General features: G+C 32.4%; 13 protein-coding genes. 4 read left to right on the top strand and 9 right to left on the bottom strand.

Annotated elements, in window-relative coordinates; genetic code table 11:
• Window positions 1-200: 200 nt before the first annotated feature.
• Window positions 201-1391: a hypothetical protein gene (locus F0000_RS08405; protein ID WP_188112055.1), complete on the bottom strand. Its 1191-nt coding sequence runs from the start codon at window positions 1389-1391 to the stop codon at window positions 201-203.
• Between the two features lie 948 nt (window positions 1392-2339).
• Between F0000_RS08405 and F0000_RS08400 the strand changes: the two genes are divergently transcribed.
• The 3 genes from F0000_RS08400 (at window position 2340) to F0000_RS28580 (ending at window position 3189) form a co-directional block, all read left to right on the top strand.
• On the top strand, window positions 2340-2567 hold the full coding sequence (locus F0000_RS08400; RefSeq protein WP_149624269.1) for a hypothetical protein: 228 nt from the start codon (window positions 2340-2342) through the stop codon (window positions 2565-2567).
• On the top strand, window positions 2557-2853 hold the full coding sequence (locus F0000_RS08395) for a hypothetical protein (RefSeq protein ID WP_149624268.1): 297 nt from the start codon (window positions 2557-2559) through the stop codon (window positions 2851-2853). Before F0000_RS08400 ends, F0000_RS08395 begins: the two co-directional genes overlap by 11 nt.
• A 102-nt stretch (window positions 2854-2955) precedes the next feature.
• Window positions 2956-3189 (top strand): M57 family metalloprotease, encoded by a 234-nt coding sequence (locus tag F0000_RS28580; RefSeq protein WP_149624304.1) that lies wholly within the window; start codon window positions 2956-2958, stop codon window positions 3187-3189.
• A 1634-nt stretch (window positions 3190-4823) separates the two neighbouring features.
• Here F0000_RS28580 and F0000_RS08385 read toward each other — a convergent pair.
• The 7 genes from F0000_RS08385 to F0000_RS08355 all read right to left on the bottom strand — a co-directional run bounded on the left by F0000_RS08385 (window position 4824) and on the right by F0000_RS08355 (window position 16711).
• Window positions 4824-5396 (bottom strand): type 1 periplasmic binding fold superfamily protein, encoded by a 573-nt coding sequence (locus tag F0000_RS08385; protein WP_149624267.1) that lies wholly within the window; start codon window positions 5394-5396, stop codon window positions 4824-4826.
• Window positions 5397-5408: 12 nt separating this feature from the next.
• A complete protein-coding gene (locus tag F0000_RS08380; protein WP_255452673.1) occupies window positions 5409-7784 on the bottom strand; it encodes a TonB-dependent receptor in 2376 nt (791 codons plus the stop codon).
• Between the two features lie 90 nt (window positions 7785-7874).
• Window positions 7875-8162, bottom strand: coding sequence for a hypothetical protein (locus F0000_RS08375; protein ID WP_149624265.1), 288 nt, complete (start codon window positions 8160-8162; stop codon window positions 7875-7877).
• Window positions 8163-8220: 58 nt separating this feature from the next.
• On the bottom strand, window positions 8221-9069 hold the full coding sequence (locus F0000_RS08370) for a S9 family peptidase (RefSeq protein ID WP_149624264.1): 849 nt from the start codon (window positions 9067-9069) through the stop codon (window positions 8221-8223).
• Window positions 9069-11807, bottom strand: coding sequence for a PD-(D/E)XK nuclease family protein (locus tag F0000_RS08365; protein WP_149624263.1), 2739 nt, complete (start codon window positions 11805-11807; stop codon window positions 9069-9071). Before F0000_RS08365 ends, F0000_RS08370 begins: the two co-directional genes overlap by 1 nt.
• A 69-nt stretch (window positions 11808-11876) precedes the next feature.
• Entirely contained in the window at window positions 11877-13274 is a 1398-nt protein-coding gene (locus F0000_RS08360) for an OmpA family protein (protein ID WP_149624262.1), read from the bottom strand.
• A 281-nt stretch (window positions 13275-13555) separates the two neighbouring features.
• Window positions 13556-16711, bottom strand: a complete 3156-nt coding sequence (locus tag F0000_RS08355) for an exodeoxyribonuclease V subunit beta (protein WP_149624261.1) — start codon at window positions 16709-16711, stop codon at window positions 13556-13558.
• A 394-nt stretch (window positions 16712-17105) separates the two neighbouring features.
• On the opposite strand from F0000_RS08355, the gene F0000_RS08350 reads away from it, so the two are divergent.
• Window positions 17106-17714, top strand: coding sequence for a superoxide dismutase (locus F0000_RS08350; RefSeq protein ID WP_149624260.1), 609 nt, complete (start codon window positions 17106-17108; stop codon window positions 17712-17714).
• 579 nt (window positions 17715-18293) lie between these two features.
• Here F0000_RS08350 and F0000_RS08345 read toward each other — a convergent pair.
• A complete protein-coding gene (locus F0000_RS08345) occupies window positions 18294-18770 on the bottom strand; it encodes a transposase (RefSeq protein WP_149624259.1) in 477 nt (158 codons plus the stop codon).
• Between the last annotated feature and the right edge of the window lie 1095 nt (window positions 18771-19865).

Below are 19865 nucleotides of genomic sequence, written 5' to 3'. Positions count from 1 at the left end.
AAAACTATTTATCAAATTATTACCGTTGTAACGGGTCTCGTTTTTTTTAGTCTCATTACAAAAAAGGAAATATATAATTTTCTTAATTGACAATACCGTTTTGCCGAATTATCTGATATAAGAATAGTAGTAATATTTTGTTATACTTTCTCCGATAAATAAACCAGCCTACCATAATATTACTTCACTTATTCTTTTTCTTATTGATTACTAGCTCCAATTTGTGTTACAAGAGCAGTATTCCCTGTTCCGTTTTGTAAAATTGTATTATTCTGAGCAGTTCCAAACTGATTAACTTCAGCAAAATTACTTAGTCCTACTTGAGTGTTTTCTGAGATGTGAAGTTCTCCTCTTTGGCTAATACGACTCCTATTGCCTCTACCTCTCTGAGAAGTAATTATTGTATTTTCATTCCCAAATTGATTTTGAAAAGCAGAATTCTGTTCACCTAGAACATCAGATGACAATCCTTCCTGACTAACCATAGCAGTATTACCATTCCCTGATTGAAACTGGTCTGCAAGATTTTGTCCACCAGAAGATTCGATATTTTGAGAAGCAACAATAGAATTTTCATCCCCTCCCTGAGTTTGATTTATTCTATTTCGATCTTGTTCTTGATGTGCAAGCGCACTATTTTCATCACCAGACTGACGCTGATTAACAAATCCACTTACAGAGTTAGAGAGAGAACTTCCTTGTATTGCAGTAGCAAGGTTTCCTCCACCATCTTGAGATTGAAGCAATATATTATTGTCCCCGAATTGGTCACTCATTGCGATATTGGCATCCCCTGTTTGTCTTTGGTCAGAACCGTTTCGAACACCGGATTGCGTTACTACAGCTTCATTTTCATCACCTATTTGTAAATTAAAACTAAAGTTTGTATCACCACCTTGTGTAATGGTAACGGCATTGTCATTTCCTAACTGCCCACTTGAAGCATTGTTGAAGACTCCAGTTCCCGTAGAGTTTGTTCCTTCTTGAGAAATTGTAACTATATTATTATCTCCACTTTGAAATTGTTCTGCTCGGTTATTTCCTCCGGAATTTATAATATTCTGAGTAATAGAAGCTGAATTTCCATTGCCATTTTGTGTTTGAATAGCAACATTGTTATCATGTTCCTGCTGTACAAAAGCAAAGTTTTTATCTCCCGTTTGTATCTGACTAATATTACCATTTATAGAAATAAAATCTACACTACCTTGAAAAGCTCTTGATAGGTTAGAATTTCCATCTTGGTTCAGAGTTATAGCATTTTCATTACCTGTCTGTATTATACTAGTGGTATTATTTTCTCCAGACTGATCTACATTACTAGTGTTTGATTGTGCAACTATTGTGGTTACGCTTAATAAGCCTGCCAAACTAAAAATTACTTTTTTCATATGATTATGTATAAAATTGGTTAAAAAATTAAAATTTGATATGATTTTTGTTGAGCTACGAAAAGAATGCTTCCAGTTTTTTAATTTCAAAAAATCTGGTGTTTCACATAGAATCATTAATAATTTCTATTTGTGAGTAACAAATCTATCGAAATTTTGACATGAATTTGGTTATACATCTAACAATTCGACAAAAAACATGGAGCTAAAATGAAGAAAAGTTTATTCTTACTGCACTTCAAGACTCTAGCAGAAATTAGTTTTCTATTTGAAATCATAACGGGCTACGAGAAGACAGAAAAATCTCACTAAATTATTGGATTATATTTATAGCACCATTTAATGACCGCTAATTACCAGGGACTATAAAACAACTTCCTCAAAGTTTGGAGGAAATATTATACATAAAAAATAATTTAAATTTTTTTCATGTATTTACCTGCAATTCTCATGGTTAACTCTGATTATTTTGGCAAAACCAGTGTAATAAAATAGGCGCAATTAAAAAAATTACATTATTTTTTAGGGTTTTCTATTAGTAGCCTGGTTATCTATTACAGCCTATATTAAATCTCATACTCTTAATACCTTTTTATTAACCAGAAAGAAAAATCATATTACTTTCTGTAAAAACTTTGTATGAGTACTCCAGTATTTTTAAAAAATGCTTGAGCGTCTAAGGATATCTGCATATTATATTCAGTTGTTAATTATACAAAACTCTTGTCATAGAATATGATTTCAAGTGTGAAATTTTTAATAATTAAATATTCTAAACATGAAAATTTTTAAATCATTTCTTTTTATTCTTGTCAAAAGGAAGATTTTGAGACTCCTTCAGAAAACAATCTATTTACAGATATAGAATCAAAGGCTTTATTATTAAATGGTATTGATGTTAATTTTACAGGTGTCAAAAGGATTAACGGAGAGTTTTTGTGACAAAAAATGGATGGTTACAGGCTTGATGATCTCTATATAAGTTCTGATGAAATAATAAATATGGTAAACCAATATAAAAGTGAACCATTAGAAATAGATCAGGCGGGTAAGCTATTTGTAAGAAGTAACAGAAATAGATTAAGAATTCCTAGTTCTGGGAAACGGAACATTTATATTGGTATATTGACCAATACAAATCAACAATTAGATCAAGTACAAAAAAATGCTGTGTAACCGTATTAACAATCTGGGATTACAAGGAGCAAGGCTTATTGGTTATGAAACTACACGACAACAGTTTGAAGCATTAGGAAATCCTCCATCTACATTAATCATTGTAAATGATCCAGATAATTTTCAAGAATTTACAATAGATGAGATTGCTATTGCTGTTAGTGCAGCAAATGGTGATGTAGGTAGATATATTGCGTTTGCGCCAGGAAGAACAGGACTGAATACCCCTTTTATACGATTTACGGATGAGAATTTCGTAAAAATAATGGCAAGGATTTTTCGCTAGATTGATGAATCAAATTAAAGAATAGCCATAGCTATTGTTTCATTTTATGAAGAAAATATAGTAGAAAAAGAATGTCATTAGATGCGAAATTTTTAATCACAAATCGTATTAGGACATGCGGTTGTTGGTTTTGGCCACTCGGATTTTAGAAATAGAGCTTCTTGTGGTTTTAATTCTGAAGACCCGAATTCTTCTGAGGATTTAGAAAATGTTCCTTATACAGATCCAACTGATAGACAAGCCAGGTCAATAATGAGTTCTGGTCAATCTGTAGAAAATATGACAGCCGAAGATAAATTAGGTTTTAGAGTTGTATTTAGTAGAAAAAAATTCTAATGAATGTGGGCTTTGGTCTGGAAAAACTTTTATATTACAGAGTATAATAATTTTTTGGATATACATATCCTATTATAAGTAGGGTTTTGTAATAACATTCCTTTTTTTACACCTGAGCCTATTTTATATATGTTTCCCCAGCGTTTGACTATAGAAAACCGTGATGCTACTATCTATGATGCAATTCTTAGTATAAAAACCAATGATCACAAGGAAATACAAAGAAAATTTTATTATTATGAAATAATAGAATGATTTCATTTTTTTTGATTTCAGAAATGAATACTACTTATTCCTTAAGACTCGCCAGTAGGCTTTTCTAGTGGTAAGTTAAAAGCCATAAAGGTATTGTAAGACCAAAGTCAGAATGGCTTTTTTGATTTATATGGGAATAAAAATTCCCGGGCAAAAATCAGGGAAATTAAATCTGAAAAAGATTAAAAAAGTTACCTTGGTAAAATGTCGTATACAGTATTAGTTTGGCATGATTAAATTAGTTGAAAATCCCCGTAAATTTTACATCAAAATAGCTATTCAAACAAAAAATAAATCCCCGATAATTTAGCCATAGCAAATGAATTATAGCAGCTGCTCTCGAATATTTTTTCCCAGCTTTTTTATTTATAAGGTATTGAAGGATAGGCACAAAAAAGCGATCCTCAGGTTAACTACTCCTGAGGATCTAAATTGAAACTTAATTATAATATTTAACACAAACTCAACTTATACATAATTATGAACGTTTCAATTTTCTTGTTGTTTTTTTGTCTCTAATTTACGCTACTAATATAAGTCCAAATTCTTAACTATATTAACAAATTTTGCATCATAATTAACAATTAACAATGTCGTAATATTCGATTAAAATTATTGCCATTAACATATAGTAAATCAACTTTTATAATATATATGTATATTTTTTAAGTCTTTTTTTACTTTATTACAATGTGCTTTTTGACCAAAATACGATTGACTTATATTTTTACTTCTTAAATATATCAAAGTTCATGCCAATTAAGGTAAATAGTGTGCTAATTCTTTAATAAAATATTACTGCCAAGTAATATTAAAGAGTACTGCAATATTTATTTCTCCTCCAAAATCATCCCGAGAATTCCCAACTTTATTAAGTAAGCCCAGTCCGTGCATTAAAAACGACAATAGTATACCTGTTGTTGCACTTTCTGCTAACTAATTGTAGAAATCATTTATTTCTGACATTATTAGTATCTATAGCATCATCAGAAGCGGTGGTAAATGTAAGATTTGGTACGGTCGATTCATAAAAAACAAAATGGTCATCTTTTTCTTCAATTACCTCCTCAGTAATATCTTCTATATCATTAGAATGAGATTCATCTAAAAACTATATTTTAAAAATACAAGAGGTATCAGCTGATAAAATAATATCATCCTTGTTACTTTCTGTCCAATTATATTTCGAGAATTACTGATCCAGATTCGTAACTATTAATCTGACATTTGGTATCGTTCTTTTTCATTAATCACTACCAGATTCTTTTTTGTCAATAAAAATACAAGACTCTCGAAGTAACAACTTCTTGAGAGTCTTGTCCTGAAAAAAATGTTTGTTTAAATAAACAAACTCAACTTATCGTTATAATCTATTTCTATTATTCTATTGCAATATCAAAGGATTGAGTAATATCTGTATTTCCTCCAGCATCAGCTAATGTCCCATCATTTGGTTTTTTAGGTTCATGACGTAGGGTTACTGTTAGACTACCTGTACTAGCATCTGTCGTAACAAGGCTAAATGAAATTCCAACCGGATTAGTTCCTGTATTCGGAGGGTAATCTGCTTCTGTATCCGTATAGGTTGTCGTAGCGTTTAAAGTATCAGCAACTTCAAAAAAGAATTGGTGCTCATCTGCTTCTCCTTCAACTTCTTCATTAACATTTTCAGTTGGTGTTTCACTTTCATTAAGTAATTGCACCTCTCCAATATAAGTTGTATCAGCTGATAATGGTCCAGATATTGTAATCACAGGTGCATTAGGTCCATCAGGACCATCCAGATCGCGAGATGTTAAGGTAACTACATCCATTCCTGCAGTTAAGGTAACGGTCATAGTTGTGATTAATTCTTCTTCATTCACAACTGCGGGGTTATCATCATCGTCAGAACAAGAGTATATTAATAAACTTGCGATTGCTAACATTGATAAAAATTTACGTGTGTTCATCATTTTAAAAATTTAATAGTTAAAAGTTAATCTCAATAAAAAGTTTCGCCCTACTTCATCTGCAAAATAGCGTTGACGGTTCAGATAGTTTCTATATTTGTTATTAGTAATATTATTTATGGTCATCCCAACATTCAATTCATTGTGTTTAAAGAAAGGAACCGTAATATCTGCATTCATATGCAAAAGATGATAATCACCAGGTGGTGTATTAATATCTAAAAGAACATCTTCTTGTGCTCGAGGTGAAAAAACAATGATATTATCAGGAAATTCATTTTGTCTAAATACATACTCACTTTCAAGACTTACTATTAATCCATTCCAATCCTCTTTTTGAAAAATAATGCTATTGTTCAAATTGGCTGCAGGAATATTAATAAGAGGAGTGTCATTGTCTGTTTCCTTTCCTTTCACCAAAGAAAAGCTATGATTTGTTTTCCAATTAGGGAGCCATTTCTTTTCCAGTTTAGTGTCAATACCTAATAATCTTGCATTAGTTTGTCGGTATTCCCATACTGGAAATGCGCCTCTTATAGAAAGTTCAATATCTGTAGGTTCTAATAGGATATAATCATTAATAAAATTAGCATATGGAGCAATTTCCCAAGTCCAACTCTCATCATTTTTCTGAAAAGAAAATGAGATTTTATGAGATGTTTCTTGATCAATCCTTAGATCTCCAAGTTCGATTCGAGATGCTGAATGGTGCAGCCCATCACTAAATAATTCTGAAGGATTTGGCGCTCTTTGAGCTAGTGCATAATTACCTCTCAGCTCATAACTATCTCCGAAAACATAATTAAAACCTGTCGTTGCCGAAATACTGTGATAATCAAACTTTGGATTTGTAAGCCATTGCGTACCTTCATCTGCGATAATAAGATCATTAAATTCTTGAGCGTACCCTCGCTCTTCCCATCTGGTTTTTATATAAAATTTCTTAGCATCGATTTGGTTATAATCGTATCGGACACCCGCATCAATAGTTACATTATCATTGATATCGTATTTACCAGATACAAATAATCCTGCATCATATTTATCATAATCTGGAATTAACCTTCTCGCTCTTGTACTGGGATCAGCAAAATTATCCTGGTAACGTATTACCAACCCAAAATTCAAGTTATAATCAAATTTAGAGTCTAGAACAAAATCAGAAGTAAGCGTATGTGTTGTGAGCTCCAAATCTAAACTTGGAATTTTTCTTAACTCTTCAGTCTGTCTAATATCAAATTCGAAGCGCTGGTTATGTTGAAAGTCGTATTGAGTCGTCCATTTACCTAATTCTTCAAATCTCTTAAAGTAACGTAGTCTACCCAGATGATGTGTAACATCTTGTTTTGGATTATCTATAGTATAGGTGAAATTTTCTATAACTGATGGCTCTCCACTATTGATGGACTCAATAAGGTCATCTACATTTCCAATATGCGATGCAGCGAGAACTCCTATTTCGTTTTGGTAATATGAATAATAAGCATCCCAACCCTGAGTAAATTTATTATTCCCGAAGGATAAGGACCCTCCTCTTTCAAAAATACCAGTGTTAGATAAAACATAGTCAGGTGCTTCTACATCCCCAAATCTTTTTAAGGTTCCCTGAGCTTTCAAAAACCAGCCGGATTCATATCCCTTAATTATCTCCGAAGATATGGTTCCCCCTCTACCATTAGAAGCCCCGGTAACAATAGTTTTTCCAAACAATGTATCTTTTGCCGGAACTTTATTAGGTTCCATAACAATGACTCCTCCAATAGCATCTCCTCCATAACGCAATGCTGCTGCTCCTTTTACCACAGTTACACTACCTGCAGTATTGATATCTACATTAGGCGCATGTTCATCTCCCCATTCCATATCTTGCATCCGTACACCATTATTCATAATTAATACCCTGCTTCCACTTAAACCCTGAATAATTGGTTTCACAATCGTAGACCCTGTATTAAGAGAAGAAACACCTGTAATCCCTCTAAGTGCATCTCCTAACGCTGCACTACTATATCTTTCGATAATATTCTCATTGATGGTCTCTTCTTGTGAGGATGTTGTTTTATCAAAATTTTCTCCTGAGATTGTTATTTCCTGAAGTTCATTCAAATGATGCTCCAGGTAAAAATCTTTCTTTGAAACCCCATTTACATCAATAGTAACGACCTGAGAATTACAATCCTCATGAGATATCGTAAAAGCGTATGATGTAGCACAAAGCCCTGAGATTTTATACATCCCGTTATTATCAGTTTTAATTGTTGTACTATTAAAAGTAATTGTTGCTCCTTCTAGAGATACCCCATCGTGAAAATCAATTACACGACCAGAAAGTGTTTTATCACATTCTTGAGCGAATAAAAAATGTACTCCTAGAAGAAACACTAACATTAACGTGTTTCTTTTCATTACCTAAAATAAGGGTGATTAGTATTGCCGTTGGCAATAGTAAGTTTGTTCAATCGAAAAAATAAATGAAAATTACACTGCTGGAGGTGCTTTATTTAGAAAGGAAAAGCTACTATAAGCATCAATATACTGATCCTTATAATGACTTATTGCAGTATCTGCGGGAATCTGTATTATATCATCAAGACATACAATGGTCGTAGATAAAAAGTCGTCATTATCTAAGTTTTCTGAAGCTAGTTTACATAGCTTACAATCTATATCATCAGCATCGTGACTTACTTTATGTAAATCAACTAGCTGCATAAAACTGAAAAGTATCAGTAATACCGAAGCAATGATATGTTTATTAGATTGCATGTTTGCAAAATAAACGAAAAAAAACGAAAAACAGTGCATGATATAGAACTAAAGGCTGTTAAAGTATTGCAAAATTTATAGATTTCTCAACAATTATTGACAAGTCTAGAGGTAATTCTAAACAATTCCAGGGATGTTTTGCACCAAAAACGTGATCTGCACCTTCCTGTATAAACAATGTACTCTCAGGATTCCAATCATGTAAACTTTCTGCTTCTTTTATAGTGACTGTAGGATCATTGCCTCCATGAATCACTAAATACGGGATTTTTATATTTTTAATCATTTTAGAAATAGTAAATCTATCTCTTTGTGCTATAAACGAGGTGTAAAACTGAAAATAATGCGGCATCTGCTGTTTTGTTCTACCGTTTTCTACATAAGACACTCCTTCTTTTTTCCAGGTATTAAATGCTGCTCCTTTTGGAAATCTACTCTCAAAATCAGAAACACTTGCCCAGGTAATTAATTTGGTTATTCTAGGGTCTTCGGAAGCTTTGATAATAGTAATACCTCCTCCACGAGAATGCCCGATTAAAATTATGTCTTTAGAATTCACAAAATCTTTATACGTAAAACCAGCAGAAGTAACCCAATCTACTATCGTATCTAAATCATCTAACTCTTTGACATAATTATTCTGTCCAAAAGCTTCTAAATCCGGAAAATCTATTGGCTGCTCTGCAGTGCCACCATTATGAGAAAAATTGAATTTCAGAAAGAAAAAACCTGCCTTCGCAAAAGCCCTTGCTACCAGATCCCAAGCGCCCCAATCTTTGAATCCTTTATATCCGTGACAAAAGACAACAATTGATTTTTGCTGCTTTGTATCATTATAAAAAACATCGGTTATAATTGGTTTATGATGCTTTCCCTGTACACATATATTCTTCTGCGTAATAATCATTATACTTCTTTCTCTGTAAATGGAATCTCTATCGTAGAGATTTCAATAATTAGTTTTTTAAGTTGTCTTATATACTCTTCGAATACATTTGCAGATACATCATAATCAACTTTTCCTCTGGAAGATTCTTTGGTTCCAAACTTAAGAAATCCTTCTTTAAGATTTTTAAATGAAATAATACCTGCTTGAAATGATGCCGACACAGCTTGTTCATTATGTTGCATGTATGCATAAGCCAATACCTGAATAACCTTACTATATTTATAATCTGTGGTAATTACATCCCAATCCATAAGAATCAGATCGTTTTTAGTTACTTTTCCAGTCTTATAATCTATAACTCTCATCTGCCCGTCCACTTCATCAATACGATCTACTTTTCCCTTAATATAAACTGGAAAATCCAGTTCTGGTATAGTTAATTGTGCTTTTAGATTACTCTCTATAGCCAGAATTCTAATCTTTGATCCTGATTCCACCATTTTTTCTTCTGCTTTCAGAAAGTTATAGATGTATCTTTTGGCAACTTCAAAAATCAATAAGTTTTTTCCCTGCGTAATATTTAGTTCTGCATATTCATTCTTAAAATGATATTTAATCTCAGTATCAATCTGATGTATCATTTTACCAATATCCTCTGGAGTAAGCAACTTGTTTTCTAAGGGTTTATAAAAATTCTCCAGTGTATTGTGAATAACAGTACCTAGTGTATTAGCAGCAATTGTTTCTTCGACTTCTTCAGTTTCTTTGATTCCTAACACATATTTATAATAAAAATCAATGGGATTTCTAATATAACCAGTCAATGCAGAAGGTGACAATCCGTGTGCGGCTAATTCACCTATTTTTTTTATTATTTCTTTATCTTTTTCTACAATCAAAGGGGTTTTTATAAGTTTTGGTACGGTTGCAGAAGCGATATATGTATCCAATCTGTGCTTGGGTCTTTTGTCTATTTCTAATTGCCGTAAAAACCTGCTTTTTTCTCCACCACCGACACCTTCATCCTCTGTATTGTATACTATATAAACTTGTTTAGCTCTCTGGATTAATCGATAAAAATGATAGGTATAAATGGCATCTTTTTCCTTATATGTCGGTAGATTATATGCTCTTTTTAAATCATAGGGAATAAAAGAATTTGCACTTTTCCCCGCAGGCAATATCCCTTCATTTACAGAAGTGATAATTACAGTTTCAAAATCCAGGCAGCGAGATTCCAGCATTCCCATTAACTGTAATCCACTAAAAGGTTCCCCTCTAAAATCAAGTGTTTCTGAACCCATTACATCTTTATATAAGTGATATAAGGAGTTAATTGTTGTTAAATATTGATATTCGTTATGGAGTGTCTGTAATCTATTAAAAACCAAATGAAATCGGTATACATATTCTAATTCTAATGCATTAAACTCCGTATCCAGACTATTTTTAAGAAGCTGTATAATTTTTCTGCACTTTTCTATAGCATCGGGAGCATCTCTCCACGGACCAAATATCACTTTTATAACATCCCGTTTCCCTATATCCTCAACTTCATTTAGTAATTTCTCTACACGTATATATACCAAATTTTCCTTAGAAATAGTATATGCAATTTTATGTGCTACAGTATCTAATAACCAATAGACTGGTTGGCTATTCAAAATTTGTAATACTGATTTATAATAAAACCCTTTACTTGCAGGGTTTTTATGTGTCGTAAAAAGTAATTCAAAAAAAGAAGTCAGCGGCACTTCTTTTAAAGGTAATCCCATTGTAATATTTAGCGTCTTAATACTGTTTGGTAATGCATTAAGAACGGGCAATAATAAAGATTCATCTGCTAATACCAACGCTGTTTTCTCCATATCAGCAGACGGAATAGATGTCAATATCTGAGTCACTAATTTAGCTTGCCCTACATTTTTTGGCACACCTATTAGCTTAATATCTTTAGGAGATGAAAAATTAGTACGTATCCATTTAAAAGGATTTTCCTTGTAATAGTGCCAGTTGTTTTTGAAATTTCTCAGAAATAATGATGCCTCGTGATACTTATTATCCACAAAAAATGAATCTGCATCCCAATATATATCTGCCAGATTTGCCTCTAATAATGATTGAAAAATAAGTTGTTCGGCATTGTTAAGTGCATTAAAACCAACTAATATGTGTTTCTGATTAGTTTCGCTGGTATATGCAGCTATTTTCTCAGAAGCTTCTCTGTATAATAATCCCTGATATCCTACTTTTTTGTCCCGAAGTTTATTCTTGAAATTGGTATAATAGTCGGGTAAATGATTCCAGAAATTGATGTAATTCTGAATCAAAGCTGTTTTTTCTTTTTGTAAATACCAATGATTCAAATCTTGTATTCCAGACAGGTAAGAGAAAAAACTCTGGTGATCGATACAGTATCTATCAATTTCATTAAAATCATAGATCAGGGTTTGTGCCCAGCTACTGAACGTTTCCAGGCTCTCTTTTTCCTCTTGCTCGTGTGTTGTGAGGTACGTCTCATAAAACTCGAATAAGGTCTGTATAGCATCTATCTGCCGCAATCCGGATAGTTGTGTAATAAACTCTTCTATACTAAGAATGACTGGAGCCAGAAAGGTCTGATCGTGATATTGTGCAACTAATTCTTTTTTGAGAAAAAGCCCTGCTCTTTTGCTGGGAACAATAAAAATAAGCTCACTAATTGTAGTATGCTTTTCTCGTACTTCTGTTATGATTTCTTTTAAAAAACTATCCACTTTCTAAAAATAAAAAACGTCCCGATATATCGGGACGTTTTCTGTATATATTCAATGTATTATAAAAGATTATTCTTTTACTAAATTAATTTCTACTCTTCTATTCTCAGCTCTACCTTTTCTTGTTTTGTTAGAGGCAATCGGCTTATCTTCTCCATAACCAACAGCAGATAATCTAAACTGATCAATACCATTTTCTGTTAAGAATGTCTTCACAGCATTCGCTCTGGCATCAGATAATCTTTGGTTACTTTTTGCAGGACCAACACTATCAGTGTTCCCTTCGATAACAAATTTAGCCGTTGGATATTCTTTAAGGATTGCAATAATATCATTTAATACCTGCGTAGACTGATCTTTGATCGTGGATTTACCAGAATCGAATAATATAGTTTTTGCGTACTCATTTAATGTTTTCTGTACTTCTTCAGTTACTTCTGGACAACCAGCATTAGCAACAGTACCTACAACATCAGGACAGTTATCATCTTTATCTAATACTCCGTCACCATCTTTATCCTGGTATGGGCATCCGTTATTAGCAGCAGGTCCTGCTTCTTCTGGACAACCATCTTTAGTATCAGTGATTCCGTCACCATCAGCATCAGGACATCCATTTAAATTTGCTAAACCAGCAACAGTAGGACACTCATCGTTTGGATCAGCAATACCATCACCATCTGTGTCAGCACATCCATTAAATTCTGCAGTACCAGCAATATTAGGACAATCGTCTTTAGCATCAGTGATTCCATCACCATCTGTATCAGGACATCCTTTGAATTCTGCTAAACCAGGAACTTCTGGACATTCATCATCTTTATCATATACACCATCTCCATCTGTGTCTTTTCCTCCGAAAGCAAAAGTAATTCCAGCAGAATGTTGGAAATGAGTAGGAGGATAATTTCCTTCTACGAAATCTTCGAATACATGCTTATATGCAGTTTGAACATTGAATGCTAAATTTTCGGTCAACCAAAAGTTCAAACCAAAAGTACCATTTAACGTTCCAGCACCTACTTCATCTACCCAAGTGTATCCTCCACCTACGCCAAGGTAAGGGTCAAACCATTTTGACTTAAATACATTTTTAAAACTATAACTTATAGTTCCATCTACAGCATAATATGATAAATCATCAGCACCAACAAGAGTTCCATCAGCAAGTTCTCCTAATTTATCGATTTTATTTACAGTACCTGCCACAGAAAAAGTAAAACCATCTCCGATATATCTACCTACAGAAAGCTTAGATACAGAAGGAAGGATATTCCAGTGGTCACTAGCGTTAAAAAACTCTTCAAAGATTTCCCCTTGCACGGGTAAATCTCCTCCAGTAGGAAATATATCAACAGCATTAACGCCAATCGATACTGCCCAAGGGTTGTTTTGATCCTGTGCATTCGCAGTACTAAACCCAAGTACTAATAACGAAGCCACTAAAAACCTGTTAAGATGTTTCATATTCAATAATTTAATTTTTAAGTGTTAATTAGAGCAAATGTAATATGTTAAATATTACTGTCAAAGACAAAACTAATAAATTTTTATTAATAGACCAGTGTATATCAACGATTGCGAAGTTTTTAAAGTCGTAATTTGTTTTTTCAAAAGCCTCACAAATGTGAAAAAAATGACTTATTTAAATAAAATTTATAAGTATCGTTTTTATAATTACGATACAATTATAAGATAAAAAAAATTTTTATCATTAAAATTCTGCTAGTAATTGCAAAAATAAATCGTTATTCTACATATTCCACACTCATTTCTTGGTTAAAATACACAAGTATTTTATTTTCTAACAGATATCCCATTTTTTTTATGAGCTCACCATACTGATTTAATTGAGTATTGTGAGACGCCATTCGTTCTCCTGTTTTGTAATCAATTATGGTAGCTCCTCTACTTTTATCAATAACAACTCTATCAGGTCTGTATAAATTGCCATTGGCGATAATTTCTCTTTCATTTAATATCATATAATTTTTTGAAAAGAATGTAGAGAGTTTTGGATGATCCATCAGCTTTTTCAATTCAGCATAGAGAGTTTCTTTTTCAGCATAACTGATCATTCCTGTTTCGATGGCATTTTTTATTACTGAATCCAAATCCTCATCGGTATATATAGATGCCATCAGTTCATGGATAAGATTCCCCTTTTCTATAGCCGATTTCTGTGCGGTATCCCATAATTTACCAGAATTAGTCACGACCTGAACTTTGAATATTTTACTGGCATTATCAAATGTGGTAAGTTCAATCTTTTTTGTTTTAGACTCCGCAATAATGGACTCGGTATCCGGTTTTTCTATATTTCCAAAATCATAGGTGCATTGATCATCATTCCAGATACCTATATGTTTTAGATAGTTTATAAATTTTCCAGAGAACTTATTAGGATTACTTATTCCTTTACTTGTTACTTCTTTTTTAGAAATAATATACAGCTGCTCTTCTGCTCTGGTCAAAACTACATATAATAGATTAAGTGCATCCAATTCTAACTGGGATTGGCGCTGTAATACAATTTTATTTGCCTCTTCTCCATAGTCAGAAATCTCCTTGTTATAATTAATGAATGCTTCTTCGAAATCAAGAAAATCTTCTTTTGACACAGGAAGCCACGTTTTAGGCTCTATTTCCCTATAAATATCAATATTAGCATATGGATAAATCACGCAGGGAAACTCAAGCCCTTTAGACTTATGTATTGTCATTATCTTAATCGCCTCTTCTCCTTCTGGGGATATTATACTCAGTGTATCTTTTTTACGCTCCCAATAGGAAAGGAAACCAATGACTCCTTCTGCATGTTTTTGGGTATATCCAAAAACTGCATCCAGAAAGAATTGCAAATATGCCGGATATGAATCTGCAAGATTAAAACTATTAATAATATATTCTACGCAATCATAAAATGGTTTTATACCTAGTCTACGAAAATCAAATTCAACACCTAAAGAAGCAATCTCCCTCCAAAATGTTCTTTTATCTGCAAATACCATTTTTGTAAGAAAAGCATGTTTTTCTGCAATAGCAAAGCGTTCTGCAATAAAATGTAAAACATTTGTCTTGGCTAAAAAATTATCTGGAAAAGCATTCCAGGTAAGCATATTAATAACAAAAATTACTCTCGGGTCATTTTTAAGCAATAAGGTTTCAGACGAAATTATAGAGACTCCTTTTTCTGTAAGAAAATCTGCGATGGCAGTTCCTTCTTTTTGCCTTCTGGTTAGAACACAAATAGCATTGAGCTTATATCCTTTTTTCTGAAGTTCAATAATAGTCTCAAATACCCTTTCCGGATATATTTCATTTTCTTCAGCTATATTTTTTGCTTCTATAAAAGACAAGTTTATATACCCTCCTTTTTTAGTATTATATTCCTGGTTATTACCTAGCAAGTATAATTTTTTATGCAGCTCATTACTAAAATCATTGGACAGAAAAGTAAACAAATTGTTATTGAATTTAATGATTTCTTCACAACTTCTATAGTTCTTTGGTAAATTAAGAACTTGTTTTTCCTTAACAGAAAATGGATTTTCATCTAAAGAGAGGTTGATGAATTGCTCAGCTTTTCCTCCTCTCCATCTATAAATAGCCTGTTTAGCATCTCCTACAATAGTAAGCTTACCTCTTTTGCCTGTTAGCGTCTCTGTAGCAATAGCATTATCTATTAGAGGAATCATGTTGTTCCACTGTAATTCTGATGTGTCCTGAAATTCATCAATAAAATAATCTCTGTAGCGCTCACCTAACCGTTCATATATAAAAGGAGCTGGCTGATCTTGTATTGCTTCGCTAATAATTTTATTAAATTCTGATATCAAAAGAATATTCCTTTCCTTTTTACTATTTTGAAGCTCTTTATTTATTGCATTTAATACAGATAATGGAGTAAGGTTATTGATAATATTTTCTAACAACTTACGCTGGGATGCCTGCTTTTTTGTCAATAAAAATGCTTCCTCAATTTGCGATCTGATACTGTCAATTGCACTTCTTTTGGTTTGATCCAAGGTTTTATTATAGAAATCAGTTGTTCCTATATTTTGTTTCCATGCAGCCTTAAAATCTACATTACTTTCTCCGTCTGCCAGCTTCTTAAAATGAGCAGGTATCGACCCTCTCATAAAATCTCGAAATTCCAGATCTTTGGCGGTTATCTCGTTTAGAATATTTTTTGCATTAGAAATAATATCATTTTTTGTAGCAATAATTCTATCATATATTACTTTTTTTAATTCTTCAAAATCCGCTCCGGTTTTCTCAGAAAGTTTATTAAGGTGTTCCCTATCATTCTCACTAAATAAAAGTCTTGCTATCTTGATCAGTTCGGTCGTAATATCCCAACTCTTATCATCTTCTAGTTTGCTTAAAGCAAAATCAATAATTATCTTAGTCAACTCAGGATCTACTCCTACTTTTGCTAGCAAGGAATCTACTGATTCTTCGATCAAAGATTCTGTATCCATTTCTATTTCAAAATTCATAGGAATCCCTAAATCATGTGCAAAAGTTCTTATAATTCTATGCGTAAATGTATCTATTGTAACGATATCAAAACCTGCGTAATTATGTAAAATGCTTTTTAGAACTTGATTCGCTTTCTTCTTTATAACTAACATATCTAAACCAGTATCAGTCATGATATCCTGAAGTAACGACTCATATTTTGGTGGAGTTTCTGGCGCACTAATTGCTACAAGGTTTTGCAAAACTCTTGTTTTCATTTCTGCTACCGCCTTATTGGTAAAGGTTATTGCCAGAATATTTTTATAACTCTCTTTAAAACTTCCTGTTAATAAAGTAGTAAGGTATTCTTTAACGAGTGTATATGTTTTTCCTGCACCTGCTGCTGCATTATAAACAGTAAAGGCATTGTGAGATGTCAATATTATTATTTTTTACTAAAATACTAAAAACAGTACATTTCTATCATAAAAAGCGTTTAACCTTTTACGCCATCTTGGCGTTATATCAATTCTGTTTTAAAAATACTCAAATAAAAAGAGCAAATTTGAATGGTAATTTTAGATCAGGAATAGTTTTGAATATTATTAGTTTGTCTTTAATCTACTTTTTAGAATTTGAACAACAAATTTGTAAAAATGATATCTAAATATAAATTTGTTTTTAGCATTTTCGGAAGTTATACGCCCTTTTACAGGCTATTCTTTCTATTTTGTCAGTTTAACCAATTTAAAACACATATTTATTTTTATTCATCACTCTAATTCCTAAATTTGGTTTCATTTTTATTTGTATTAACTAAAAAAAATCCAAATTATGTCATTTGAGTTACCAAAATTAAACTACGCTTTTGATGCGTTAGAACCCAATATAGATGCACGTACTATGGAGATTCATCATGATAAGCATCATGCTGGGTATACCAGTAAATTAAATGCAGCTATTGAAGGGACTGATCTTGATGGTAAAACTATAGAAAACATTCTTATTAATCTTGACAAATCCAATGGTGCCGTAAGAAACAATGGAGGTGGTTATTATAATCATTCTCTTTTTTGGGAAATAATGTCTCCTAACGGAGGAGGAGCTCCTTCTGGTGAGCTTGCAGATGCAATTACGAATGCTTATGGCTCTTTTGAAGCATTTAAGGATGCTTTTTCTAAAGCAGCAGCTACTCAATTTGGTTCTGGATGGGCTTGGTTATGTGTTCTGGAAGGTGGTAAAGTAGAAGTATGCTCTACTCCTAATCAAGACAACCCATTAATGCCAGGTACTGGGTGTGGAGGAACTCCTATTTTAGGATTAGATGTATGGGAACATGCATATTACCTGAACTACCAAAATCGAAGACCTGATTATATAAATGCATTTTTTAATGTAATTAACTGGGATGAAGTTTCTACCAGATATGCTCAAGGTAAATAATACCATCCTTTTTTAAAAAATAACTCGAATAAAAATTATCGCTTTGAATGCGTTATTTTAAACCTGTAAAGTGATAGGTAATCGATAAAAAAAGCCACAATGTTTTGTGGCTTTTTCTTAATATGTAAACTTTTTTTGATTTGTAGCCAAATCTGGAGCAAACAACTTTTATTAATAGTTGTACTAATTAGTTTTTATTCTAATGTTATTAAAATTATGATTTATACGATTTATAACTAAAAATTTCGCATATTCATCGTTTCTTTTTCCTTTCTACTTCGTTTAAAAAATAAACCGTAGCTATAGCTATGCTTGATTTTTTTGCCTTGCATAAAGAAAAAATAATTCAATGAATTTATACGAATTTTTTAATCACAAATCGTATTACAGTATATTTAAAACTTGTAATATTGATCTAAATCTTACTTTCATTAATAAGTTACATGCTTATCCGTAAGGTTTCCCAAGATAATTCCATCTATATGAGATCAGCCTATCGAAGAGGTCATTATAGTAACGTCTGTTGAACCTATAACAGAATTCATTGAGATAATTCTGTAAAAAATCATCATCTATTTTCTATGGTGTACATATAAGAACAACCTTATGGCATTGCTTATAGCAGTATGCACCCATAGGCAACACCTTTACAGCATCCTTTTTGGGGATGACCTTGGACTCCATTTCAGAGTCTTTTTCTAAATCCATATAGCTGGTAGATCTGTCTGCTTCTATTTTTGTGTTCTTTTCTACAGATTTTGTAACCTTCTGGGTTATGCATTCCTTTTTCAAAGATTCAACGGCCTTCATTTTTATATACCCTACCTTTTTCTTCTTGCCATGTTTTTTAGGATCATGGCTCTCTCCGGCATCTCTAGATTCCACACTTACCAGTACGGTGGTTTGGCGCTGGCTTCCTCGTACACGTTTTAATGGTTCAGATTTATCCCTTGTTATAGAGACTGTCTCAAAAAACATTCCTCCAGTTCTATTTCTTCCTTTAATGTATATTTCATCGTCCCAAAGTCCCATGGCACTTCTTAGCTTGTGGATCATCGCCCAGATAGGTTCATAGCGCTTATGAACCTAACTGACGCTGGACTTCTTTTGCTGAAAACGACTTCTTGGTACTGATAAGCATATAAATAATGTTCATTACAGTGCTAAAATATCATTAACCTGAACCAGTAATATAGGGATTATGGTAATTTGAATGGTCTTTATAGTGCTAACGCTTCATATCGTAACGATACAAAAAAAATATCAATAAATTACATTAAGAATTTAAAAAGGAAATTATGGCACGAGAAAGATGGAACGAAATTGATAAAGAAATTAGTTTAGGAAGATAGGTAAGGGATTTAAATAAACAAATTGAGATTCATGGAGATGCTATTGCAGTAGCGTAAAGTCCAACTTGGAAAGGATCAGGCGCTTTAATCAGTAACATTCTAGAAAAAACAAAAAAGGAAAAAGAAAAAGTAGAGTCCAAAATTAAAAACGTACAGAAAAAAAGTGAGAAAAAAGATAAGAAACTTGAAAAAGATAGACGAAAACTGCATGTAGATTATCAACAAAGTCAAGAACTACAAAGAACAAGAGGCAGACAAGAAAAACGCCCAAAAGTAAACTTGGGACTTACAAATAAAATAATAACAAAAAAGCGTAATGGTCGCAAAATGGGTACATAAATTAAACCTGTAGTATTTTGATCTTTTGATGATTACAGATAGTAGCATACAAATAAGTTTTAACATGTAATTTTTAGAAAATTTGACTTCATATGATAAGATTTTCTATTTGACGATTTACAGTGAAATTATCATGTCAAAGGTAAATCGAATCAGTTCGGTAGAGATTTGGAATTATTTGTAAAAAAAAACTTTGCAAGAAGTAGCTACATATATTGCTGTCTCAGCTGAATGCTTACCTTTAGCAGATATTTGAAGAAGCACTTTTGATAAGCCTGTATGATAGTAATAACTTTTCAATATTGATATCAAAGTATTTAATTATTAACTCACCTTACGCATAATACTATGTTAAAATCAAGATGCATTGATAATAACAATTTAATTAAATGAATATCAAGTATTTATTTTTATTTAATCATCTTAATTATTCAACTAACGAAATATTCATTGAAGAGGT

It is taken from the genome of Aquimarina sp. RZ0 (genome assembly GCF_008370685.1).
In the GTDB taxonomy this organism is placed as follows: Bacteria; Bacteroidota; Bacteroidia; order Flavobacteriales; family Flavobacteriaceae; genus Aquimarina.
The sequence above is the reverse complement of the archived record's forward strand: the minus strand, read 5'-3'. Positions and strand labels throughout refer to the sequence as shown.

What these genes read in the sequence shown, in the direction of transcription:
- F0000_RS08405 (WP_188112055.1), bottom strand. Translation starts at nt 1,391, where the DNA reads ATGAAAAAAGTAATTTTTAGTTTGGCAGGCTTATTAAGCGTAACCACA.
- F0000_RS08400 (WP_149624269.1), top strand. Translation starts at nt 2,340, where the DNA reads ATGGATGGTTACAGGCTTGATGATCTCTATATAAGTTCTGATGAAATA.
- F0000_RS08395 (WP_149624268.1), top strand. Translation starts at nt 2,557, where the DNA reads ATGCTGTGTAACCGTATTAACAATCTGGGATTACAAGGAGCAAGGCTT.
- F0000_RS08385 (WP_149624267.1), bottom strand. Translation starts at nt 5,396, where the DNA reads ATGAACACACGTAAATTTTTATCAATGTTAGCAATCGCAAGTTTATTA.
- F0000_RS08380 (WP_255452673.1), bottom strand. Translation starts at nt 7,784, where the DNA reads ATGTTAGTGTTTCTTCTAGGAGTACATTTTTTATTCGCTCAAGAATGT.
- F0000_RS08375 (WP_149624265.1), bottom strand. Translation starts at nt 8,162, where the DNA reads ATGCAATCTAATAAACATATCATTGCTTCGGTATTACTGATACTTTTC.
- F0000_RS08370 (WP_149624264.1), bottom strand. Translation starts at nt 9,069, where the DNA reads ATGATTATTACGCAGAAGAATATATGTGTACAGGGAAAGCATCATAAA.
- F0000_RS08360 (WP_149624262.1), bottom strand. Translation starts at nt 13,274, where the DNA reads ATGAAACATCTTAACAGGTTTTTAGTGGCTTCGTTATTAGTACTTGGG.
- F0000_RS08350 (WP_149624260.1), top strand. Translation starts at nt 17,106, where the DNA reads ATGTCATTTGAGTTACCAAAATTAAACTACGCTTTTGATGCGTTAGAA.
- F0000_RS08345 (WP_149624259.1), bottom strand. Translation starts at nt 18,770, where the DNA reads ATGATCCACAAGCTAAGAAGTGCCATGGGACTTTGGGACGATGAAATA.